General features: G+C 60.3%; 12 protein-coding genes. 8 read left to right on the top strand and 4 right to left on the bottom strand.

Going from position 1 to position 18,879, the window contains the following annotated elements:
• Positions 1 to 22: 22 nt before the first annotated feature.
• Positions 23 to 883: a sugar phosphate isomerase/epimerase family protein gene (locus VGN12_12365; GenBank protein HEY4310236.1), complete on the bottom strand. Its 861-nt coding sequence runs from the start codon at positions 881 to 883 to the stop codon at positions 23 to 25.
• A gap of 522 nt (positions 884 to 1,405) precedes the next feature.
• Here VGN12_12365 and VGN12_12360 point away from each other — a divergent pair.
• From VGN12_12360 to VGN12_12340, 5 genes are all read left to right on the top strand, one after another.
• Positions 1,406 to 4,459: a serine/threonine-protein kinase gene (locus tag VGN12_12360; protein HEY4310235.1), complete on the top strand. Its 3,054-nt coding sequence runs from the start codon at positions 1,406 to 1,408 to the stop codon at positions 4,457 to 4,459.
• A 432-nt stretch (positions 4,460 to 4,891) separates the two neighbouring features.
• Complete coding sequence (locus VGN12_12355) at positions 4,892 to 5,281, top strand: hypothetical protein (GenBank protein HEY4310234.1); 390 nt, start codon at positions 4,892 to 4,894, stop codon at positions 5,279 to 5,281.
• A gap of 227 nt (positions 5,282 to 5,508) precedes the next feature.
• Entirely contained in the window at positions 5,509 to 9,588 is a 4,080-nt protein-coding gene (locus VGN12_12350; GenBank protein ID HEY4310233.1) for a PVC-type heme-binding CxxCH protein, read from the top strand.
• Between the two features lie 32 nt (positions 9,589 to 9,620).
• A complete protein-coding gene (locus VGN12_12345; GenBank protein ID HEY4310232.1) occupies positions 9,621 to 10,823 on the top strand; it encodes an iron-containing alcohol dehydrogenase in 1,203 nt (400 codons plus the stop codon).
• Positions 10,820 to 11,743 carry a PfkB family carbohydrate kinase gene (locus tag VGN12_12340; GenBank protein HEY4310231.1) on the top strand — a complete coding sequence of 308 codons (924 nt, stop codon included), beginning with the start codon at positions 10,820 to 10,822 and terminating at the stop codon, positions 11,741 to 11,743. Before VGN12_12345 ends, VGN12_12340 begins: the two co-directional genes overlap by 4 nt.
• 46 nt (positions 11,744 to 11,789) lie before the next feature.
• Here the strand turns inward: VGN12_12340 and VGN12_12335 are convergent, their stop codons facing one another.
• A complete protein-coding gene (locus tag VGN12_12335; protein HEY4310230.1) occupies positions 11,790 to 13,871 on the bottom strand; it encodes a redoxin family protein in 2,082 nt (693 codons plus the stop codon).
• Positions 13,872 to 14,095: 224 nt separating this feature from the next.
• Here VGN12_12335 and VGN12_12330 point away from each other — a divergent pair, with 224 nt between their 5' ends.
• The 3 genes from VGN12_12330 (at position 14,096) to VGN12_12320 (ending at position 17,394) form a co-directional block, all read left to right on the top strand.
• Positions 14,096 to 14,419 (top strand): hypothetical protein, encoded by a 324-nt coding sequence (locus tag VGN12_12330; GenBank protein ID HEY4310229.1) that lies wholly within the window; start codon positions 14,096 to 14,098, stop codon positions 14,417 to 14,419.
• 41 nt (positions 14,420 to 14,460) lie between these two features.
• Positions 14,461 to 14,877, top strand: a complete 417-nt coding sequence (locus VGN12_12325) for a hypothetical protein (protein HEY4310228.1) — start codon at positions 14,461 to 14,463, stop codon at positions 14,875 to 14,877.
• A gap of 609 nt (positions 14,878 to 15,486) precedes the next feature.
• Complete coding sequence (locus VGN12_12320; GenBank protein ID HEY4310227.1) at positions 15,487 to 17,394, top strand: YgiQ family radical SAM protein; 1,908 nt, start codon at positions 15,487 to 15,489, stop codon at positions 17,392 to 17,394.
• 74 nt (positions 17,395 to 17,468) lie between these two features.
• Here VGN12_12320 and VGN12_12315 read toward each other — a convergent pair whose 3' ends face one another.
• Positions 17,469 to 17,873, bottom strand: coding sequence for a GlsB/YeaQ/YmgE family stress response membrane protein (locus VGN12_12315; protein HEY4310226.1), 405 nt, complete (start codon positions 17,871 to 17,873; stop codon positions 17,469 to 17,471).
• Positions 17,874 to 18,294: 421 nt separating this feature from the next.
• On the bottom strand, positions 18,295 to 18,711 hold the full coding sequence (locus VGN12_12310; protein ID HEY4310225.1) for a hypothetical protein: 417 nt from the start codon (positions 18,709 to 18,711) through the stop codon (positions 18,295 to 18,297).
• Positions 18,712 to 18,879 lie beyond the last annotated feature (168 nt).

Raw genomic sequence — 18,879 nt, 5'->3', positions numbered from 1 at the left:
GGTTGGGTAATGGTCCGCCGACTTAGGCCGACAGTTCGTCCCGGACCCGCTCGAGCAATTTCTTGGTGGCCAGGATGCCCTCGGGCTCGGACAACTTCGCCCCTTCGTATTCGATGCCGACCCGGCCGTGGTAACCGGCGTCGATGACGATCTTCATCATCTTCTTGTAGTCGGTCTTGGTCTCGTTGCCGGCCTCGTCGAAGTCGTGGCTCTTGGCACTCACGGCCTTGGCAAAGGGCATCAACTCCTCGACCCCCTTGTACCGGTCGTAGTTCTCGGTCGCCGAGACACGGAAGTTCCCAAAGTCGGGGAGCGTACCGCAATTTGGCAAACCGACCGCTTTGATGACGCCGACCAGCCATTGGCCATTGGACGACAGACCGCCGTGGTTCTCGACGATCACGCTAATCTGGTGGTCCCGGCCAAACTCCGACACTCGCCTTAGACCATCGGCCGCCAGCTTTTGTTGTTCCTCGAAGCTCCCCTTGCTGGACGCATTGACGCGGATGGCGTGGCAGCCCAGGAACTTGGCGGCCTCGATCCAGGGATAGTGGTTCTCAACCGCTTTCTTGCGCTTTTCCTCGTCGGGGTCACCTAGCGCACCTTCGCCGTCGATCATGATCAGTACGTTCTGGACCCCAACGTCGGCGGCCCGCTGCTTAAGTTCGGTGAGATAGGCCGTGTCCTTGGCTTTGTCCTTAAAGAACTGATTGACGTATTCCACGGCTTCGATGCCGTAATCATTTTTGGTCGCCGCGGGAAAATCGAGATTCTTCATCTTGCCCGAGAACAGCGTCTTATGCAGCGACCATTCGGCGAGCGAGAGCGTGTAGAGCGGCTCCTTGGCGGCCGCGGCCGAGGCCTGACGAGCCATGGGCAGCATGGCGCCCAGGGCAGCGGCGCCGCTAGCGGCAAGAAAATTGCGACGATCAAGGTAGTGCGACATGGCTTATCCTTCGGCACGAGCGAGGCAGTTGAGGGGGGATTTAACCCAAGACGTGGGCTAGTATAGGTGCCCCCCTGAGGCCGGGCAACGAGATTCGTTCGCTATCGAATCATTGCGATTTGCAGGCGCTGCTGCAGATCTCTCGCCTTCGCGTAGCATCCTATTCCCCGGTGGAATGCCGCAGCAGCCACGAACTGAACGGGCATGCGATAGTTGCAAGGCCCCCGTCCGCCGCGTGTGGCAACCTATCAAACACAACGCCTACCCCCCGCCTTCTCTTTTGACGTGCTGAGCCGGCTTCAACTATCATGGATTGAAGTACGGCGTGGCAGACGGTTCTCGTCCGCCCGGGCGTTCGTCCGCACAAATGATCGCAGGCGCATCCCATCTTGGCGCTACGATCAAGTCCGTAGCTGGCCGTTGGCATGTCGGTTTGTTTCCTGACAGACGCGTAGCCGCATGAGTCATTCGAGTTCCAGCCAGGTTCGCATTAGCACGCCCGGGTCATTGCCCGCTGGCGGCGGACCAGTTGCTGCGCCCATCAACAGCGGCAGCCTTCCGCAACCAGACGACCGCACGGTCATTTCGGATCGGTTACCGCTTCCGGCTGGCAACGAGTCCCGGCCTGCCCACCCTTTCGAGTTCGGCAAGCTGCTGGCCGGCGACCGGCTAGGGCATTTCGAACTGCTTGAATATGTCGGCGGCGGAGGCATGGGGGCCGTCTTTCGCGCCCGAGACACGATGCTCGACCGCGAAGTGGCCCTGAAGGTCCTATCCCGGGCGCAAGGGGCCGACGACGAGACTCGCCGGCGATTCCACGTCGAGGCCCAATCCGCTGCCCGCCTGGACCATCAAAATATCGCCCGCGTTTATTACGTGGGCGAGGACCAGGGGTTGAACTTCATCGTCTTCGAGTTCATCCGCGGCGAGAACATCCGCGACCTGGTAGAGCGACAAGGCGCCCTATCCGTCGGCGACGCCGTGAGCTTCACCTTGCAGATCGCCGAGGCACTGGCCCACGCCTGCGAGCGCAATGTCGTGCATCGCGACATTAAGCCCTCGAATATTATCGTCACGGCCGAAGGGAAGGCGAAGCTGGTCGACATGGGGCTGGCTCGTTTGCACGCCCGCACCTCGAACGACGATCTGACAGCTAGCGGCGTTACGCTCGGAACCTTTGACTATATATCTCCCGAGCAGGCGCGCGATCCGCGGATGGCGGATGTCCGTAGCGACATTTATTCGCTCGGCTGCACACTGTACTACGTGCTCACGGCCAGGCCACCGTTCCCGGAAGGGACGGTGCTGCAAAAGCTGTTGCAGCATCAGGGGGACGAGGTCCCCGACCCTCGCCAGATCAATCCCGATATCCCCGAAGAGATCGCGGCCATTCTTCGCCGCATGCTGGCCAAGGATCCCAAGCATCGATTCCAAGAGCCAGGCGAATTAATCGGCGAATTGTTGGTTGTTGCCGATCGATTGGACCTGCGTCCCATGACCACTGGCCAGTTCTGGATCGCTCCCCAGCATCAAGCGATGGCTTTTTGGGAGCGGCACCTGCCCTGGATCGCCCCGGTCGCGGCGCTACTGCTCATTCTGCTGGGACTCGAATGGTTCGGTTCGTCATCTGCACCCCCCGGTTTGATGAACCCTGACGATCCTCGCCCGTTGAATGCCGGCGCTTCTGGAAAGAGCAAGCAGATTAGCGCCGCGGACGAGCAGTCGCGCGATGCGATCGTTAGCGATAAACGCTCTCGTCCGGAGGATAACGATTCACGCCTCCCGGCGGGCCGATCGAACGGTTTGGCGCAGCAGGAAGCTGTTGCTGTCGACAATGGAACAAGAGGTACGGCTCCTGTCGGCAAAACGACTAGCGATAAGCCATCTGGAAATGCCGCGTCCGAGAACTCTCTGTCCCGCGATCCCGCCAGTCACGAAACGGAAGCACGCTCTTCCGCCACGGGCCCCGTCAGTCCCATCGCACGCGATGCCGATAGTCGGGCAACAATTTTGCCGCTGCCCAATACGGTCGTCGAAAGCAACGCGTCACGTAACCAACTAAGCAATGACGACAAACAGCAAAACCGTCAGCCGGTGTCGCCTGCCGACCAGCGAGCCGAATTCTCGGTCACTGGCGATCGTAAACTCGATTCCATCGTTTCGACAAAGCGCGACGATGAGGAATCGGCCCTCGCGCCCACCTCACCTACGAAGACGAGTCTGCTTCCTCCGCCGTCGACCGCGGCCGCTCCTACGACGAGTGGAGTTTCGATTCTGTCGGGCGAAGGGGGCGAGCGGCGCCAATTCGCCAGTCTGCATGCCGCTTGCAGCGCTGCCAGAAATAACGACGTCATCGAGCTTCAGTACAATGGGCCGCGCGATCAGGAACCGCTCGAGCTGGCGAATTTGAAATTAACGATTCGTGGCGGCGCCGGTTTTCGACCGGTGATCGTGTTCCGCCCGGGCCAGTTAGGCCTGGCCGGGTTTGGCCGCAGCATGATTACCGTGACCGGCGGACGGCTGACATTGTTGAACGTCGGTTTGGTTCTCGATATCTCGCGTGACACCGCGGCCGAAGGTTGGGCACTTTTCGAGACTCGCCAGGCTGAACAACTCCGTTTCGAGGGTTGTTCATTGACGATTCGCAATCCGGGCGCTGGGGGTAACGGCTTTCACGATAACGTGGCCTTCTTCGCCATTAAGGCAGCTCCGGGCGTCGACACCATGATGAAGAATCCCGAAGCCCCCCCGGTACACCCCCTGAACCTCGATTTGCAAAACTGCATCGCGCGCGGCGAAGCCGTCTTCGTGCATTCGACCGATGCGCAGCCGGTGGCGCTCGATTGGGACAATGGGCTGCTGGCGACAAGCGATTCGCTGCTGTTGGCCGAAGGAAGCTCGACGTCGCCGCCACTCGGCGAGCGCGTCGAGATTCGATTGAATCATTTGACGGCCGTGGCGCGCGGCGGCCTGATCCGCTTGCTCGCGGCCGGGGACGCTCCCTATTTGTTGAAGACCGAAGTCAATTGCGCAAATAGCCTTCTGATCACGCGCAACGCCCCGCTGGTAGAGCAGCGCGGACCGCAGCGTACGGCCATGCTCGAGCAGCAGTTCCAATGGAGCGGCGATCGAAATTTCTGCCAAGGCTTTTCCGTATTCTGGCAGTTGGTCGACACCAACGCGCCGAACGCCCCCCGGTTGGTCTCTGCCTCGCAGTGGCAAGCGCAAATGGGGCAAGGGGACAATCTGCTGCCGTTGCACGAACGCGTTTGGAAACATGCAGACGTCGACGACCGAGCCGTCAGCACCATGCGCACGGAAGATTTCATGTTGGCCGATCGCTGGCGGGGGCCGGGCGGTCCCTACGAAGCAAGTGACATGGGCGAGGTCGGACTGTCCGCGCGACGACTCCCTGATTTGCCGGCCGAACCGTTGCCGCTGCTACGCCCTCGCGACGGCGAGACCTCGCGCACGGGACAGCGTGGACCGCTGAGTTCCCCCGCTGAGCGGTAAGTGCCGACCGACCAGCGCGCAACGATGCACAGTAGTCGCGCTATCCTTAGACCTATATATAGGTAGACCGTTTGACGTCCGGTGGTTGGGGTCCGCACGGAATTGCACCGAGCCCTTCCCAGACTTGACACTGGCGAACGAGGCGGTTTTACTGTTCGTGGCGGTGATGGATGGAGACCCCACCCCCCCGGTCTCACGTTCGCTTGGTGCGAACGGAATGGCCCACCCCGAGACCGACCGCTGCCATCCGCCTGACGATACCGTTTGTTGGACGCGTCGTGCGAACGACACGCCCCATTGGCACTGGTATAGGCAGGACGTGGCGACCCGACCAAATCAGTATTTCCTGACGCTGAAGCCAGACGCTGCCGGGCCGCGGAGCATGGCCGAGTTCGGAACACAAAACCTCTGTGAGAATTGGGAGTAGTGCGCATGAAGAAGTTTGCACTGACGATGCTGGCCGTAACTTTCGTGTTCGGTCTGTCCCTGAACACGGCCCGCGCCATCGCTCCGTTCAAGAAGGAGTTCGACGAGTTGTATGTGAAGGACTCGAAGAACGAAGCGTTTGTCGCCGCCGCCAAGAAGGCCAACTGCCTGATCTGCCACGGCAAGAACGCCGAGGGCAAGGAAGACAAGAAGGTCCGCAACGCCTACGGCAAGGCGCTCGATAAGCTGTTGGACAAGAAAGACGACGCCAAGAACGTCGAGAAGATCAGGGCCGCTTTGGAAACAGTCGCCAAGGAAAAGTCGAACCCTGACGATGCCAGTTCGCCCACCTTTGGCGAGCTTCTCTCTGAAGGCAAGCTCCCCTCCGACAAGTAGTCGGCCACTGTTAACCGAAGACTCTTTCAAGCACCGTGCCCTTGGGCACGGTGTTTTTTTTTGCGCACGACCGAGGCCAGCGGGCTCGCGATTTTCCCTTCGCCATCTGTTACTCTAGGGGGCAGGCGGAAGCCCCGGGCGGTTGCAATCTGTCGTAATCTCGGCGAGCAATCTTGGCCCGCGCCCTCTATTATTTTCGCGCGACATTTCCTTCAGAGCCAACCACCATGCATCGACTGGGCGATTGCTATCTGCATTCAGTAAAAATTCTATTCGTTGTCAACATCGTATTGTCGGTCGCCGCAGCCGACGCGGCCGATGTCGCCACCGCACGAGCCGGCGGAAAACTGCCGACCGACAGTAAGGGAGCCCCGCTCAATTTCGATTTCGAAACGGGTGACCTGCGCGACTGGCAGGCGATCGGCGACGCCTTCAAAGGTCAACCTGTTAAGGACGATCTGATTCACGCCCGCCGCGCCGATATGCGCAGCGATCACGTCGGCAATTACTGGGTCGGCACGTTCGAAGTCGGTGGTGACAAGCCACAGGGAACGCTCACGTCGCGGGCATTCCGCGTCACGCGTCCTTATGCCAGTTTTTTGATAGGCGGTGGATCGAGTCCGACGTCGCGCGTGGAAATCGTGAACGATGAGACAAAGAAAATCGTTTACCAGATTTCCGGCGACGATACCGAGAATCTCAAACCTGTTGTCGTTGATCTGACGGGCCTTGTCGGCAAGGACATCTATCTTCGGCTGGTCGACGAAAGTTCGTCCGGTTGGGGGCATCTGAATTTCGATGACTTCCGCCTGCACGATGCCAAACCGGATTTGCCGGATCGCGCAGGACCACAACCGCTCGACGTCTACGCACATGCCGGCCTCGAAGCCGAGGCTGCCGCGAAGGCCATGACCGTGCCCGCCGGTTTTCAGGTGAGGCTTTTTGCTGGCGAGCCAGACGTGCAACAACCAATCGCGCAAGCCATTGATGATCGCGGACGGCTATGGGTGGCCGAGGCCTATTCGTATCCCATGCGCGTGCCGGCGGAAAAGGCGCGCGATCGCATCTTGATCTTCGAGGACACCGACGGCGACGGTCATTTCGACACGCGCAAGGTTTTCGCCGACAAGCTAAACCTGGTCAGCGGGTTCGAAATTGGCTTTGACGGTGTGTGGGTCGGCGCAGCGCCGGAACTACTGTTCATCCCCGATGCCGACCATGACGATCGGCCCGACGGTCCGCCGCAGGTACTGCTCGATGGCTGGGGCTATCAAGACACGCACGAGACGCTGAATACGTTCACCTGGGGGCCGGACGGCTGGCTATATGGCTGCCACGGTGTCTTCACCTTCTCGAACGTCGGCAAGCCAGGCACAAAGAAGGAAGATCGCACGCCGATCAATGCCGGCATCTGGCGCTATCATCCGACGAAACACATTTTCGAAGTGTTCGCCGAAGGAACGAGCAATCCTTGGGGTATCGACTTCAACGATCAGGGGCAAGCGTTTATCACGGCCTGCGTGATTCCGCACTTGTATCACATCATTCAGGGTGGCCGCTACGAACGTCAGGCCGGTCAGCACTACAACAAATTCACCTACGACGACATCAAGACGATCGCCAAGCATCGGCATTGGATCGGCGCCACACCTCATTCAGGGAACAACCGTTCAGACGCCGCCGGCGGCGGTCACGCGCACGCCGGCGCGATGATCTACCTAGGCGCCACCTGGCCCGAGCAATATCGCGGCCAGCTCGTGATGAACAATATTCACGGCGCACGCCTGAACGTCGATCAGCTCACCGCGACGGGATCCGGCTTCGCAGGTGATCGATCTCCCGATTTCTTGTTCGCCAACGATAGCTGGTCGCAAATCATCAACTTGCAATACGGCCCGGACGGCCAGATGTACATGATCGACTGGTACGACCGCAATCAATGTCATCACGGTAATACCGAAGGGCACGACCGCTCGAATGGCCGCGTGTTCAAGGTCAGTTACGGCGACGCCCGTCCCGCGCCAGTCGACGTCCAGAGGCTGAGCGAAGGAGAATTGGTCAATTTGTTGCTGGCCCCCAACGATTGGTTTGTGCGTCACGCGCGGCGCGTCATTCAAGAGCGTGGATTGAAGGACGCAGACGCCCGCCAGAATCTCGTCGAAATGGCGTTGACGCATCTCGAGGCGTCGCGGCGCGTGCGCGCGCTGTGGGCTCTACATGCCGCCGGGCTGCTCGACGAAGCCCTGATTTTGCGGGCCCTGAAGAACGACGCTCCTTACGTGCGTGCCTGGGCCGTGCAATTCGCTTGCGAAGATCGACAGCCCTCGGCCGCAACAGTCGTGGCGTTTCAGGAACTGGCCGAACATGATCCGTCGCCGGTCGTGCGTCTTTACCTGGCATCGGCCGCCGGACGGTTACCGGTTGAGGCGCGCTGGGAGCTAGTCGGACCACTTGCGCGCCATGCCGAAGACGCGGGCGACCACAACTTGCCGCTTCTGATCTGGTACGCGGCCGAACCGCTTGCCGCCGTGGACGCGAAACGGGCGTTGAATTTGGCGCTCGATGGCGGCATTCCGCAGCTTTCGTCGTTCATGGCGCGTCGCGTTGCAGCTCAGGGAACGCCCGAGGCGTTGGCGCTGGTCGTGGAAGCGATGTCGAACCGTAGCGATAAAAAATCGCACGCCGCTCTCGTGAATGGTTTGACCGAAGCTGTGCGAGGGCGCCGCCAGGTCGACATGCCCAAGGAGTGGCCCGAGGCCTTTACGCGCATCAAACAGTCCGGAGATCCGGCCACGACCGCTCAGGCGATGGCCTTGGCCGTGACTTTCAACGATGCCACGGCGGTAGAGAGCATGCGCTCAACCTTGGCAAACGCGACGGCCCCCGTCGATCAGCGGCAAGGCGCGCTAGCGGCCCTTCTGAAGGTGCGCGATCCGAAACTGGCGACTTCGTTGCAAGCCCTTCTAAGCGAACCAGGTCTGCGCGCCGCGGCTTTGCGCGGCCTGGCACAGTATGACGATGCCGGCACCCCCGCGGCTATTCTGAACGTTTATTCATCGTTGAATTCGCTCGAAAAGCGCGACGCCCTCGCTACGCTCGGCTCGAGGCTCGATTACGCTCAGGCTTTGCTCGACGGTGTGGCCGCGAAGCATATCGCAGCGGCCGACCTTTCCGCGGACCTTATTCGGCAACTTCATAATCTGAAAAATGAAAAGCTCGATCAAAAAATCGCGGAAGTGTGGGGCACCGTGCGTGACACGGCCGAAGACAAGCAGCAGGCAATCGCCCAGTACAAGAAGCTGATTTCCACTCGTGGGCCGCAACGAGCCGATACCGCGCTCGGACGCGCCGTGTTTGCCAAAACTTGCCAGCAGTGCCACACGCTGTTCGGCACGGGCGGCAAGGTGGGCCCCGAGTTGACCGGCTCGAACCGCGCGAACCTCGACTATGTATTGTCGAACGTCTTGGATTCCAGCGCCCTGGTGGGCAAGGATTATCAAACGACGGTCATCGCCACGAGCGACGGTCGCGTGCTAACCGGCATCGTACGCGGCGACGATAACGACGCGGTAACGCTGGTCACGGCTAATGAAACGGTCATCGTCCCCAAGGGGGAAATCGACGAGCGGATATTAAGTCCAAAATCGATGATGCCTGACGATCTGTGGAAGCCCCTTTCGGATCACGAAGTGCGCTCGCTCGTCGCATATTTAGCCAGCCCCGAGCAGATTCCCGCGCTGCTCACGACCGAGAACGCCCAGAACTTTTTTAACGCCCGCGATCTCACGGGCTGGCAAGGGAATACCGAACTGTGGAGCGTCGTTGACGGCGAGCTTGTCGGTCGGACAACCGGCCTGCCACGCAACGAATTTCTGCGCAGCGACCTCACAGCCGACGATTTCCGCCTGTCTTTGGACGTGAAGTTGGTCGGCAATCGTGGCAATAGCGGCGTTCAATTCCGCAGCGAAGCCTTGCCCGAAGGTGAGATGCGCGGCTATCAGGCCGATATCGGTGTCGGTTGGTGGGGCAAGCTGTACGAAGAAAATCGGCGCGGTTTGCTGTGGGATAAGTCGGGCGAGCAATTCGTAAAGCCCGACGATTGGAACCACTACGAGATCGCGGCCGAGGGGAACCATATTCACACCTGGATCAACGGCCATTCGTGCGTTGACCTGGAAGATAACTCGGGCGTGCCGCGCGGTATATTCGCTTTGCAACTGCACTCGGGGGACGCGACCGAAGTGCGATTCAAAAACCTGCAACTCACACCGGTCACAAAGAGCGAAGCGAACGCCGTCGGACGCTAAAGACCATTGCCGCTGTAAGGATCGACGTCTGCATGGCTGCTTCCTCGGGTAATCAATTATCGGCAGGCTATGATTTTTTCGCTCCTTCCCGCATTGCCTTCGGCTGGGGGCGGCGGCGCGAAATCGGCGCAATCAGCCGATCGCTAGGCAGCCGTCGTGCCTTCGTCGTAGCCGGCTCGCGCACGCTGGCGGCGACCGGTGCCCTGGACGAGATTTCTGCCTCACTCAAGGCGGCCGGCCTCGAATCGGTGCGCATCGACGCCAACTCGCACGAACCTGAGGTCACCGATGTCGACCGGCTGGTTGCATTCTTACGCGAACAGCACGCCGGCGAAAACGATTGCATCATCGCGGTCGGGGGCGGCTCGGCGATCGATCTTGCCAAGGCCGCGGGCGCCCTGGTTACTAACAGCGCAGGCGAAAGCGTCGTCGATTATTTGGAAGGAGTAGGCCGAGGGCTTTCGATCACGCGCCCACCACTACCACTAGTGGCGATGCCGACAACCGGCGGTACCGGCAGCGAGGCGACAAAAAACGCCGTGATCTCGAATTACGACCCACCGTTCAAGAAAAGTCTGCGGTCAGACCTGATGGTTCCGCGGGCAGTGTTGGTTGATCCGGAACTCAGCGTCTCGCTTTCTCCGTCGATCACGGCCGCCTGTGGCATGGACGCGATCACGCAGTGCATCGAAAGCTATATCTCGCGCCGTGCGAAGCCGATGGCCTGCGCTCTGGCGGCCGACGGGCTGCGCCGCGCCGTACCCGCGATCGTCACGGCTGTCAACGAACCGGCGAATCGCGCAGCACGCGAAGCGATGTCATACGCGGCGTTGCTCTCGGGCATTGCGCTGGCAAACTCCGGCTTGGGCATGGCTCACGGCGTGGCGGCGGCCCTGGGCGTAATCGCGCGAACACGGCATGGCCTGGCGTGCGCCGTGATGCTGCCCGTGACATTGGCGACCAACCGTCCGCATTGCGAAGCGGCGCTGGCAGCGCTGGCTCGTCATGTTTGGGACGAGTCGTGGACCAGTGATGGCGCCGCGGCCGATGCTTTGGTCGCGCGCATCGAAGCACTTTGTCGTACCGTCGGCGTGCCGCGACGGCTGCGAGATATCGACGTACAGCAAGAGCAGATTCCGGCGCTCGTGCAGGCCTCGCACGGCAACAGCCTGGACGGCAACCCGGTGGCAGTCGGCGACGAGCAATTGCAATCAATCCTGGAGCAGATGTGGTGATTGTCGCCGCTGGTCTCTCGCCTGCCTGGCAGCAAATCCTTGTCTTCGACGAATTCGTCTCGGGCGAGGTCAATCGCGCGCGCGAAGCGTACTGGTGCGGCTCGGGCAAAGTATTAAATGCCGGACTCGCAATCTCGCAACTTGGCGCCGATTGTTGCACACTTTCGCCACTGGGGGGCGCGGCGCGCGAAGCCATCGCGGCAGAATTTCGATCCTTGGGCGCACCGCTCAGAACGATCGCCTGCCGTGAAGGGACGCGCGTCTGTACGACCATCCTGGATCAGGCGACAAGCACGACCACCGAGTTGGTTGAGAACGCGCGGCCGCTTTCGGCCGACGAGGTAGCTGCGTACACCGCGGCATTTGCCGAAGAGGCAGCCCAGGCAAAGATCGTCGTATTGACCGGTTCGCTGCCAGCGGGCGTGGCGAGCAGCTTTTATCGAGAGTTGCTTGACCGCACGCCGGGCCAGGCGGTTTTGGACGTGCGCGGGCCGGAATTAATTGCGGCGCTAACGCACCGGCCACTGGTAGTGAAACCAAATCGGGAGGAGCTTGGCAAAACGGTCGGTCGTGAATTGCGTGGCGAAACGGATCTGGTTGCCGCCATGCGACAGTTGAACGACGCCGGAGCTCAGTGGGTTGTCGTGACTGCCGGCAAAGACGCTGTACTGGTTACCTCGATCGAACGAGCCTATCGTCTGATTCCGCCGCGCGTGGAAACGGTCGTCAATCCGATCGGATGCGGCGACGCTTTGGCGGCTGGCACTGCGGTGGCCATCGAGCGCGGCGCCGACGTGATCGACGCTGTGCGATACGGAATGGCCGCGGCCGCCGATCGCTTGCGCGTCGTTTTGCCGTCGCGCCTCGATTCGACAAACGTCGATCAAATCGCGCGGCGCATTGCCGCGATCGAGCTTTAATACGAGCCATAACGCTCGGGCCCGGCTCGACTCTGGTGCGTGCGCCCTATTTGCTGCCATCAGCCGACGGCTTGTCTTGTGGATCGGCCGGTTTATCCGAGGGCTTTTCTTCCGACTTACGCGGACTGTTGCGGCGGCCGGCGTTCAACAGACCGGTTAATGTCTTGCCGTCAGTGCCAAATAGTTTGCCGGCCTCGTCCAGGATGTACTTGCGCCCTTCGGCGTCGATCGTCGATTCGTTCCATTGTTTAAAGGCGCTTTGCATCAAGGCCATACCGATCTTTTGTTCGTCGCTGGGACGATCCGCCAACACCTGAAAAATGCCAAAACACATTTCGTCGGTACTGCCATTGCCGAACAGCACGCGCCGCGGCGGGCTGCTGGGGTTCAGTGGATTACCGCTCGAATTGTCATATCGACTGACAATATCCAAGCGAGTCCCCTGCGGCAGGCGAACCGGCTCGCGATACATGTAGTTGTTCTGCCAATAGAAATTCCAATCCTTGATCCATACCAGCGATTTTACGCCGCCGTCGGGCAGCGTCGCAGTCAGCTTCAGTTCCTTGCCCACCAGGTGCATGTGCGGCAGCAGTGAAATCAATGTTACGTCGATCGGCAATGTCACCGAGGATGAGATCGTGTGATCTTGCGAACCGGGCGGAATGTCGATCATCAGCGACCCGATCACAAGCGGTGCCCCGGCCATGTTGCGCTCGACCGGCTTGTCAGCGAAGTACAACGCGATCTTCGATTGATCCGTTTCCTCTTTGCCGCTGGGATGCATGTGTAGCTGAATCACCAGGTCCGCATTCTTACGGATCGGCAGGCCGATGTTTTCCGGAAAGAAACGGGGAATCATACCAGGGGTCCAGACTCCCACGATGCCGGCCACGGGTATGCCAATCGAACCTGACGTCTGATAGCCGGGCTCCGGTGTCTCGGCATCGCGTTTGCGCCCCACTCCCATCGTGTCGAGGAATAGGATCGCATGATGCACGACCGAGGCGTTACCTGGATGAAACTCCCAACCCACGACCGTTTTGTTTTCGTCCAGGTTCAGTGGGATGATGAAGTGCTGGAAGATATCTGGGCCATCGGCCGGCACGGTGAACGGCGCCGGCGCGATCAATTCGAGGTCCGGCTTGCCGAGTCGCCAGCCCGAGGCGAATTGCGGTTGCTGCGGCAGATCATCAGCCGTGCCCTCGGGCGCTCCGGCCTTGGCCCAGGCCTCGAATAGCCCGATTTGTTGCTCGGTCATTTGTCGGGTGGCGAGAAAATCTCCGTGACCGACCTCGGCCGTCCACGGCGGCATTTTGCGGCTGCGCGATACGGTTGCCAGAAAGCCGGCCCGCTTCGCGGCGTCACCGTGCGAAAGCAACGAGAACGGCGCGACTTCACCCGGACGATGACATTCGGCGCATTTTGCGAACAACAGCGGGGCGATGTCACGATTAAACGTCGGCGTGGCAGCTTCCTTGCCGGGAATCCTTTCCACCGGACAACCGACCGGAGTCGTTCGCGCCGCCGCGACGGGATCGCCCTTGACGACCGCATTGATTGCATCAGCCAAGTCATGCGTCGTTGCCTGCGGTCGCTTCTTGCCCGGTTCGCCGTACAGATCGTCGATCCGCCCGCGATAGACCACCGACGCGGCCGCGTCCAGCACAAAGGCCTCTGGCACGTGCGTGGGCGCGAGCACGTCGGAAATCTCGCCTGACGCGTCGAACAATACCGGGAACTTGATGTCGAAGTCCTTCTGGAACTTCACGGCCTGGGCTCGCGTGATCGTATCGTCCGAGATGACACCGTAAAACTTCATGGGTTTATCGGATAGCGAGGCAGCCAGTCGGTTCAACGTTGGCACATATTCCCGCGAGACAGGACAATCCGTGGCCAGGAAAACGACCGCCACGGCCCGATAGCCGTCGCCGTCGCCGATGTTATGAGTCTTGCCGTCCAAATCGAGCGCGAACAAGAACCGGGCCGGCGAAACCGGGGCCGCCCCGGCCTCGACTTTTTCATCCGCCGCGGCGGCAACACCGACGAGCGACAGGGTCAAGCAGGCCGCGACCAAGGAAAGCATCTTCAACGCGATCCAGAGCCGTTTCGTCTCCAAGGCAGATCTCATGCAAACGGTCCCTTAAAGATTGCGAGTTTTGATGTCGAGACACTCGTGGTCTATAGACGTACTTTCCGGAAGCGGCATTGTCGCGACGACGACGACAGAAATCAAAGCCAATCGCCGAATCACAGCGAAATTCCACGGAAATGAGTTGGTTGCCAACCCTTACCAGTGCGATGCAGCAATGGTTTCATGCACTGCCGAACTAATGACGTTAAGATTGTTGCAGTATGTCGAAACCGTTTGCTATCCGCCGTCCATGGCTTCAATTCGGCCTGGGAACCGTGTTCCTGGTCGTGACTGCATTTGCAATTTGGCTGGGTTGGGAGTTGAGTTTCATTCGCCAGCGTCAGGCGTGGCTAAGGGTGCATGATTCCTGGGGGCTTGATAGTCAAAACTTTCAATCGGCCGTGCCGCGCTGGCGGCTGATTATGGGAGACACGAACGTCCATTGGATATTACTGCCACTCGATGTCACCCAGGAAGAACTGGCCGAAGCGAATCGGCTCTTTCCCGAGGCAGGATCCATTTCGTTGGTGCAACCCGAGAAGTAGCGTTCCTACTCGCACCGACGATCGCGCGAGAGTAAGAACTGATGAGACTCTCAACTCGACTGTTTGACTATCTCATCTTCGTAGCAGCGCTGGCGGCAGTTCTCTATTGCGGCTATCTCGTTTTTGACGAGTTGCAAAACGGCCCCGAACGAAGTCGGCGCGCCCATGTTCGACAGATGATGGACGAGGCAAAACTGCGCAGTGGCTGTACGATCTTCCTATCCGACGACACAGAGAGAGACGAATTCGTCAAAGAGCAAGGACGGCTCGTCGGCGCCCATGATGTTACGTTGCAGGTGGAATATGGGCGCGAAGCAGACAAGCTCTTCGCCGGCATCCGCGGTCTGGCGGGAGTCACGTTTATCATCGTTGGCAAAACGCCTCTGTCCGAGGAAGGACTAAAGCACATCCGGCGCTACCCGACCTCGACTCACTTACCTTGTACCATCTTGGTTTGACTGGCTCGGGGCTTGATCAACTTCGGTCGTCACCCAGCCTGCGGCGTCTAGGAACCGCTCCCGCGAGTGGAAAGGACATTCCCCTGCCCGAACTCATTTCGACGGCCACGGTAGAAATCCTCTCCATTGAGGAACCCTATCAAGAGAACTGGCTGAAGGAGGGAGTCGCAGGCATCGACCACGCCCCCTCTTTAAAAGAGTTACGACTTAATTCTCCAAATCTTACGGTGGAGGACGTTGTCGCGCTGCGCAGACGCATTCCCAACTGCATTGTGAGGGCATTCCGCCGAACTGCAGGGCCGGATGCAGAAGAAATTGCGCCTATGGCAAATGGGGAGAACGCTCTCCCTGACCAATGATTCAAATGGATCGCTTATCAACTGTCGCCTGAGGCCTCTTAGGACTAGAATGATTGCAGTCCAATGTGTGCGTTTTCACAAATCCGTCCGCGGCGCAATTTGCCATATCGTGTCCAATAGCAACCAATCACCGTCTGCCCCTTATCCTGCTGGCTTGTTGCCGATCATAGATGATCCGGCTGGATCAAATTATTCCTGCGCGCCGCTAGCTTCCGGCCCGCTTCGTTCGGCTCCCACGGCGCCGCTTCCCATGTCGCGGCAGGAAATGCGCGATCGTGGTTGGGACGATGTGGACGTCGTCTTTGTCACGGGCGATGCCTACGTCGATCATCCCAGTTTCGCCATGGCGCTATTGGGACGATTGCTCGAGAGCGAAGGCCTTCGCGTCGGCATTGTCAGTCAGCCTGACTGGCGCAACTGCGACGCGTGGCGCACGTTCGGCCGGCCGCGGCTGTTCTTTGCCGTTAGCGCCGGCAACATGGACTCGATGATCAATCACTACACCGCCAACCGGAAAGTGCGCAACGACGACGCGTACAGTCCGGGCGGGCAGATTGGGCGTCGTCCCGATCGGGCGACGTTGGCATATTGTCAGCGGTCGCGCGAAGCGTATTCAGGCGTTCCGGTCATCGCTGGTGGAGTCGAGGCCAGCCTGCGACGGATCGCGCATTACGATTATTGGAGCGACAAAGTCCGCCGCTCGATCATTCTCGACGCCAAGGCGGACCTGCTGGTCTACGGCATGGGCGAACGTCCGATCGTCGAGATCGCGCGGCGGCTTGCGACCGGCGAAACGGTTCGCGATCTGCGCGACATGCGCGGCGTCGTTTATCGCCAGGGGGCCAGCGAATTGGCTCCCGTCGAGAACACGATCACTCTACCCAGCTACGAACAGGTCTCGGTGGACAAGCTCGCCTTTGCCGAGATGACCAAGATCGCGCACCTGGAAACGAATCCCTACAACGCGCGACGACTCGTTCAGTACCACGCGCGCGAGGCAGTGGTGGTTAATCCGCCAGCCTTCCCACTGGCGCAAACGGAGATGGACCGTGTTTACGGCTTGCCGTACACCCGACGATCGCATCCGACCTATGGCACGGAGCGAATTCCGGCGTTCCAGGTCGTCAAAGATTCAGTGCAGATCATGCGCGGCTGCTTCGGCGGCTGCACGTTCTGTTCGATCACGGCGCACGAAGGACGGATCATTCAAAGCCGCAGCCAGCCGTCCGTTATCTCAGAAATCAAGCAGATGGCCGCCGAGCCCGAGTTCACCGGCGTCGTCAGCGATATCGGCGGGCCGACGGCCAACATGTATCAAATGCGCTGCACCCGTCCCGAGGTCGAAGCTCGCTGCCGCCGACTGAGCTGCGTGCATCCGACGATTTGCAAGCTGCTCGGCACCGACCATGGTCCGCTCATTGAGCTGATGCGCGAGGCGCGGCAAGAACCGGGCGTTCGCAAGGTTCTGGTGGCATCCGGCATCCGCATGGACCTGGCCCGGCTCGATTCGACGTACATGAACGAGCTGGCCGAGCATCACGTCGGCGGCCATTTGAAAGTCGCGCCCGAACACACCGATCCGAACGTGCTTTCGGCGATGAAGAAGCCGGGCATCGACGACTTCACCGCCTTCGACCGTGAGTTCAAACGGGCCAGTGGCAAAGCCGGCAAGAAGCAATTCCTGGTGCCGTATTTCATTGCCAGCCATCCGGCCAGCGATCTCGATTCGATGATTGAGCTAGCGCTCTTTTTGAAACGAAATCATTACAAGCCGGACCAGGTGCAGGACTTCATTCCCAGTCCCTTCGACATCGCGGCCTGCATGTACCATACGGGCCTCGACCCGATGACCAAGAAACCGGTCTATGTGGCAAAGCATCTGAGCGACCGCAAGCTGCAGCGCGCCTTGCTGCAGTTTTTCAAGCCGGAGAATTACTTCGAAGTGCGCAAAGCGCTCGAAGAAGCCGGCCGCCAGGATCTCATCGGCAGCGGCTGCGATTGCCTGATCGCCGATCGGCCGCCGAAGGAAGCGCTCGACAAGCGCCGCGTCAAGGCAAACCGCGAGGTGCGCGAACAGCGCGAAGGCGATCACATCCGTGGCGAGCCCGGCTCAGGCTATCGCCCACACCGGAAGACATCGAACCGACGATCGCGATGATCAATCGCCGTTCGATATTGCCGCGGGGATGTAGTTATCCATCCCGGCAAACAAGAAATGTTCCCAGCGACCGACTAATCGCGATAAGGGCGATCATCGTACACCGGCTCGCGTCTGCGGCTGTAGCGGCGGCGCGAGAACATTGGGCGCGGGACGTAACCCTCGCCGTCTTCGGTGATGACGTACCCGGCGAGCAGCCGGTAGAAGAACAGCAGCAAGAAGGCACCGCCGGTCGCCACCAAGAAGCCGACCGGCGTCAGCGGCGATACGCGATATTCGGGAAAGAAGAACGACAGTACGCCGCAGCCGATGATGGCGCCGCCGATGCCAATGCCCAGCGTGGCGATCGCGCCGCCGGGATCGCGCCCCGGCATGATGGCTTTACCCAACAGCCCGACCAGGGTGCCGAAGCCGACCCAGACGAAACTTTCATTGGCCCAGTATTGGGCCAACTCGGCAAGATCGGGCTGTGGTGGCATAGTCAGGCTGCTTCCTCGCGGAGCCTGCGCCGCTGGCGCGGTGAAACCGCCCGTTCGACGCAGAACTCGCACACTGATTCGACTCTTCGCCTGCTAGTGACCAAGGTCACTTGGTTAAGCGTCCCACGGACACTAGTGGCGAAGAGCATCGGTCCCCCCTACGCGCCTTGAATACTTCCCGATTCTGTCCGCCGTTTCGGCGGTACGCACGTATGTGCGCGGCAGGTATTTCAGGCGTCCGAAAAATTTGTGGGGCAGCGGCGGTTAGACCGCTGCCATGCGATGACCGAGATTCTTCTACCGTAAGCATCCCTGTGCGGAACGCTCGAAGAGAAAACCGGCGGTATCGCATACTCCTATCGGTTCGACCACGCGCGGCCCGGTTATTCGCCGAGCCAGGCAGGCCAGTTAATGATTCACACTATTGCGGATTGAACGGATCGTCGGCCGGTACCTCGGCAGGCGGCGCGGCTTCGACGGCCGGCGCCTCGTCGACAACGGGGCCTCCGACAGGTTGCCGTGGTGCCGGTGCGGCGCCCGGAGCCGGTCCATTGTCCAAACCGCCTGGCACGGGGCCCGGCGCTTCGTCGATCGGTCCCAGCGGTGCGCCGATCGGGCGGGTAGTGCGACCCGTGCCGTAAGTCTTCAGCGCCGCGGCTTCTCGCGTCAGCTTGAACTCAGGGCCCGGCGGAAAATATTGAATGTCATCCTTTTGCCAGTAGGCACTCGGCAGAGTCTGCCCGGCATAGTCGCTCTGGCAGCCAACGCTGGCCGTCGCGGCCAACATCAGGATGCCACAGCAGCAAGCTTTGACAGAGGTAGAATTTGACCGAGCCATCAGTAATCCTGCTCCTGGCGCGCCGGGCCGCCGTCCTGCGACTCCGGAGGTTCTCGCATGGTTTAATCGCTACAACCGGAAAGGTTGCTAACCACGTTTATCGTCCTTGCGGCGTGCGGACTTTCGGACGTTTTGCGAGAATCTGCCGGCAAACACTGGGGACGGGCC

The sequence above is a fragment of the Pirellulales bacterium genome, assembly GCA_036499395.1.
In the GTDB taxonomy this organism is placed as follows: domain Bacteria; phylum Planctomycetota; class Planctomycetia; order Pirellulales; family JACPPG01; genus JACPPG01.
This window is presented reverse-complemented; position numbering and strand designations above follow the sequence as displayed.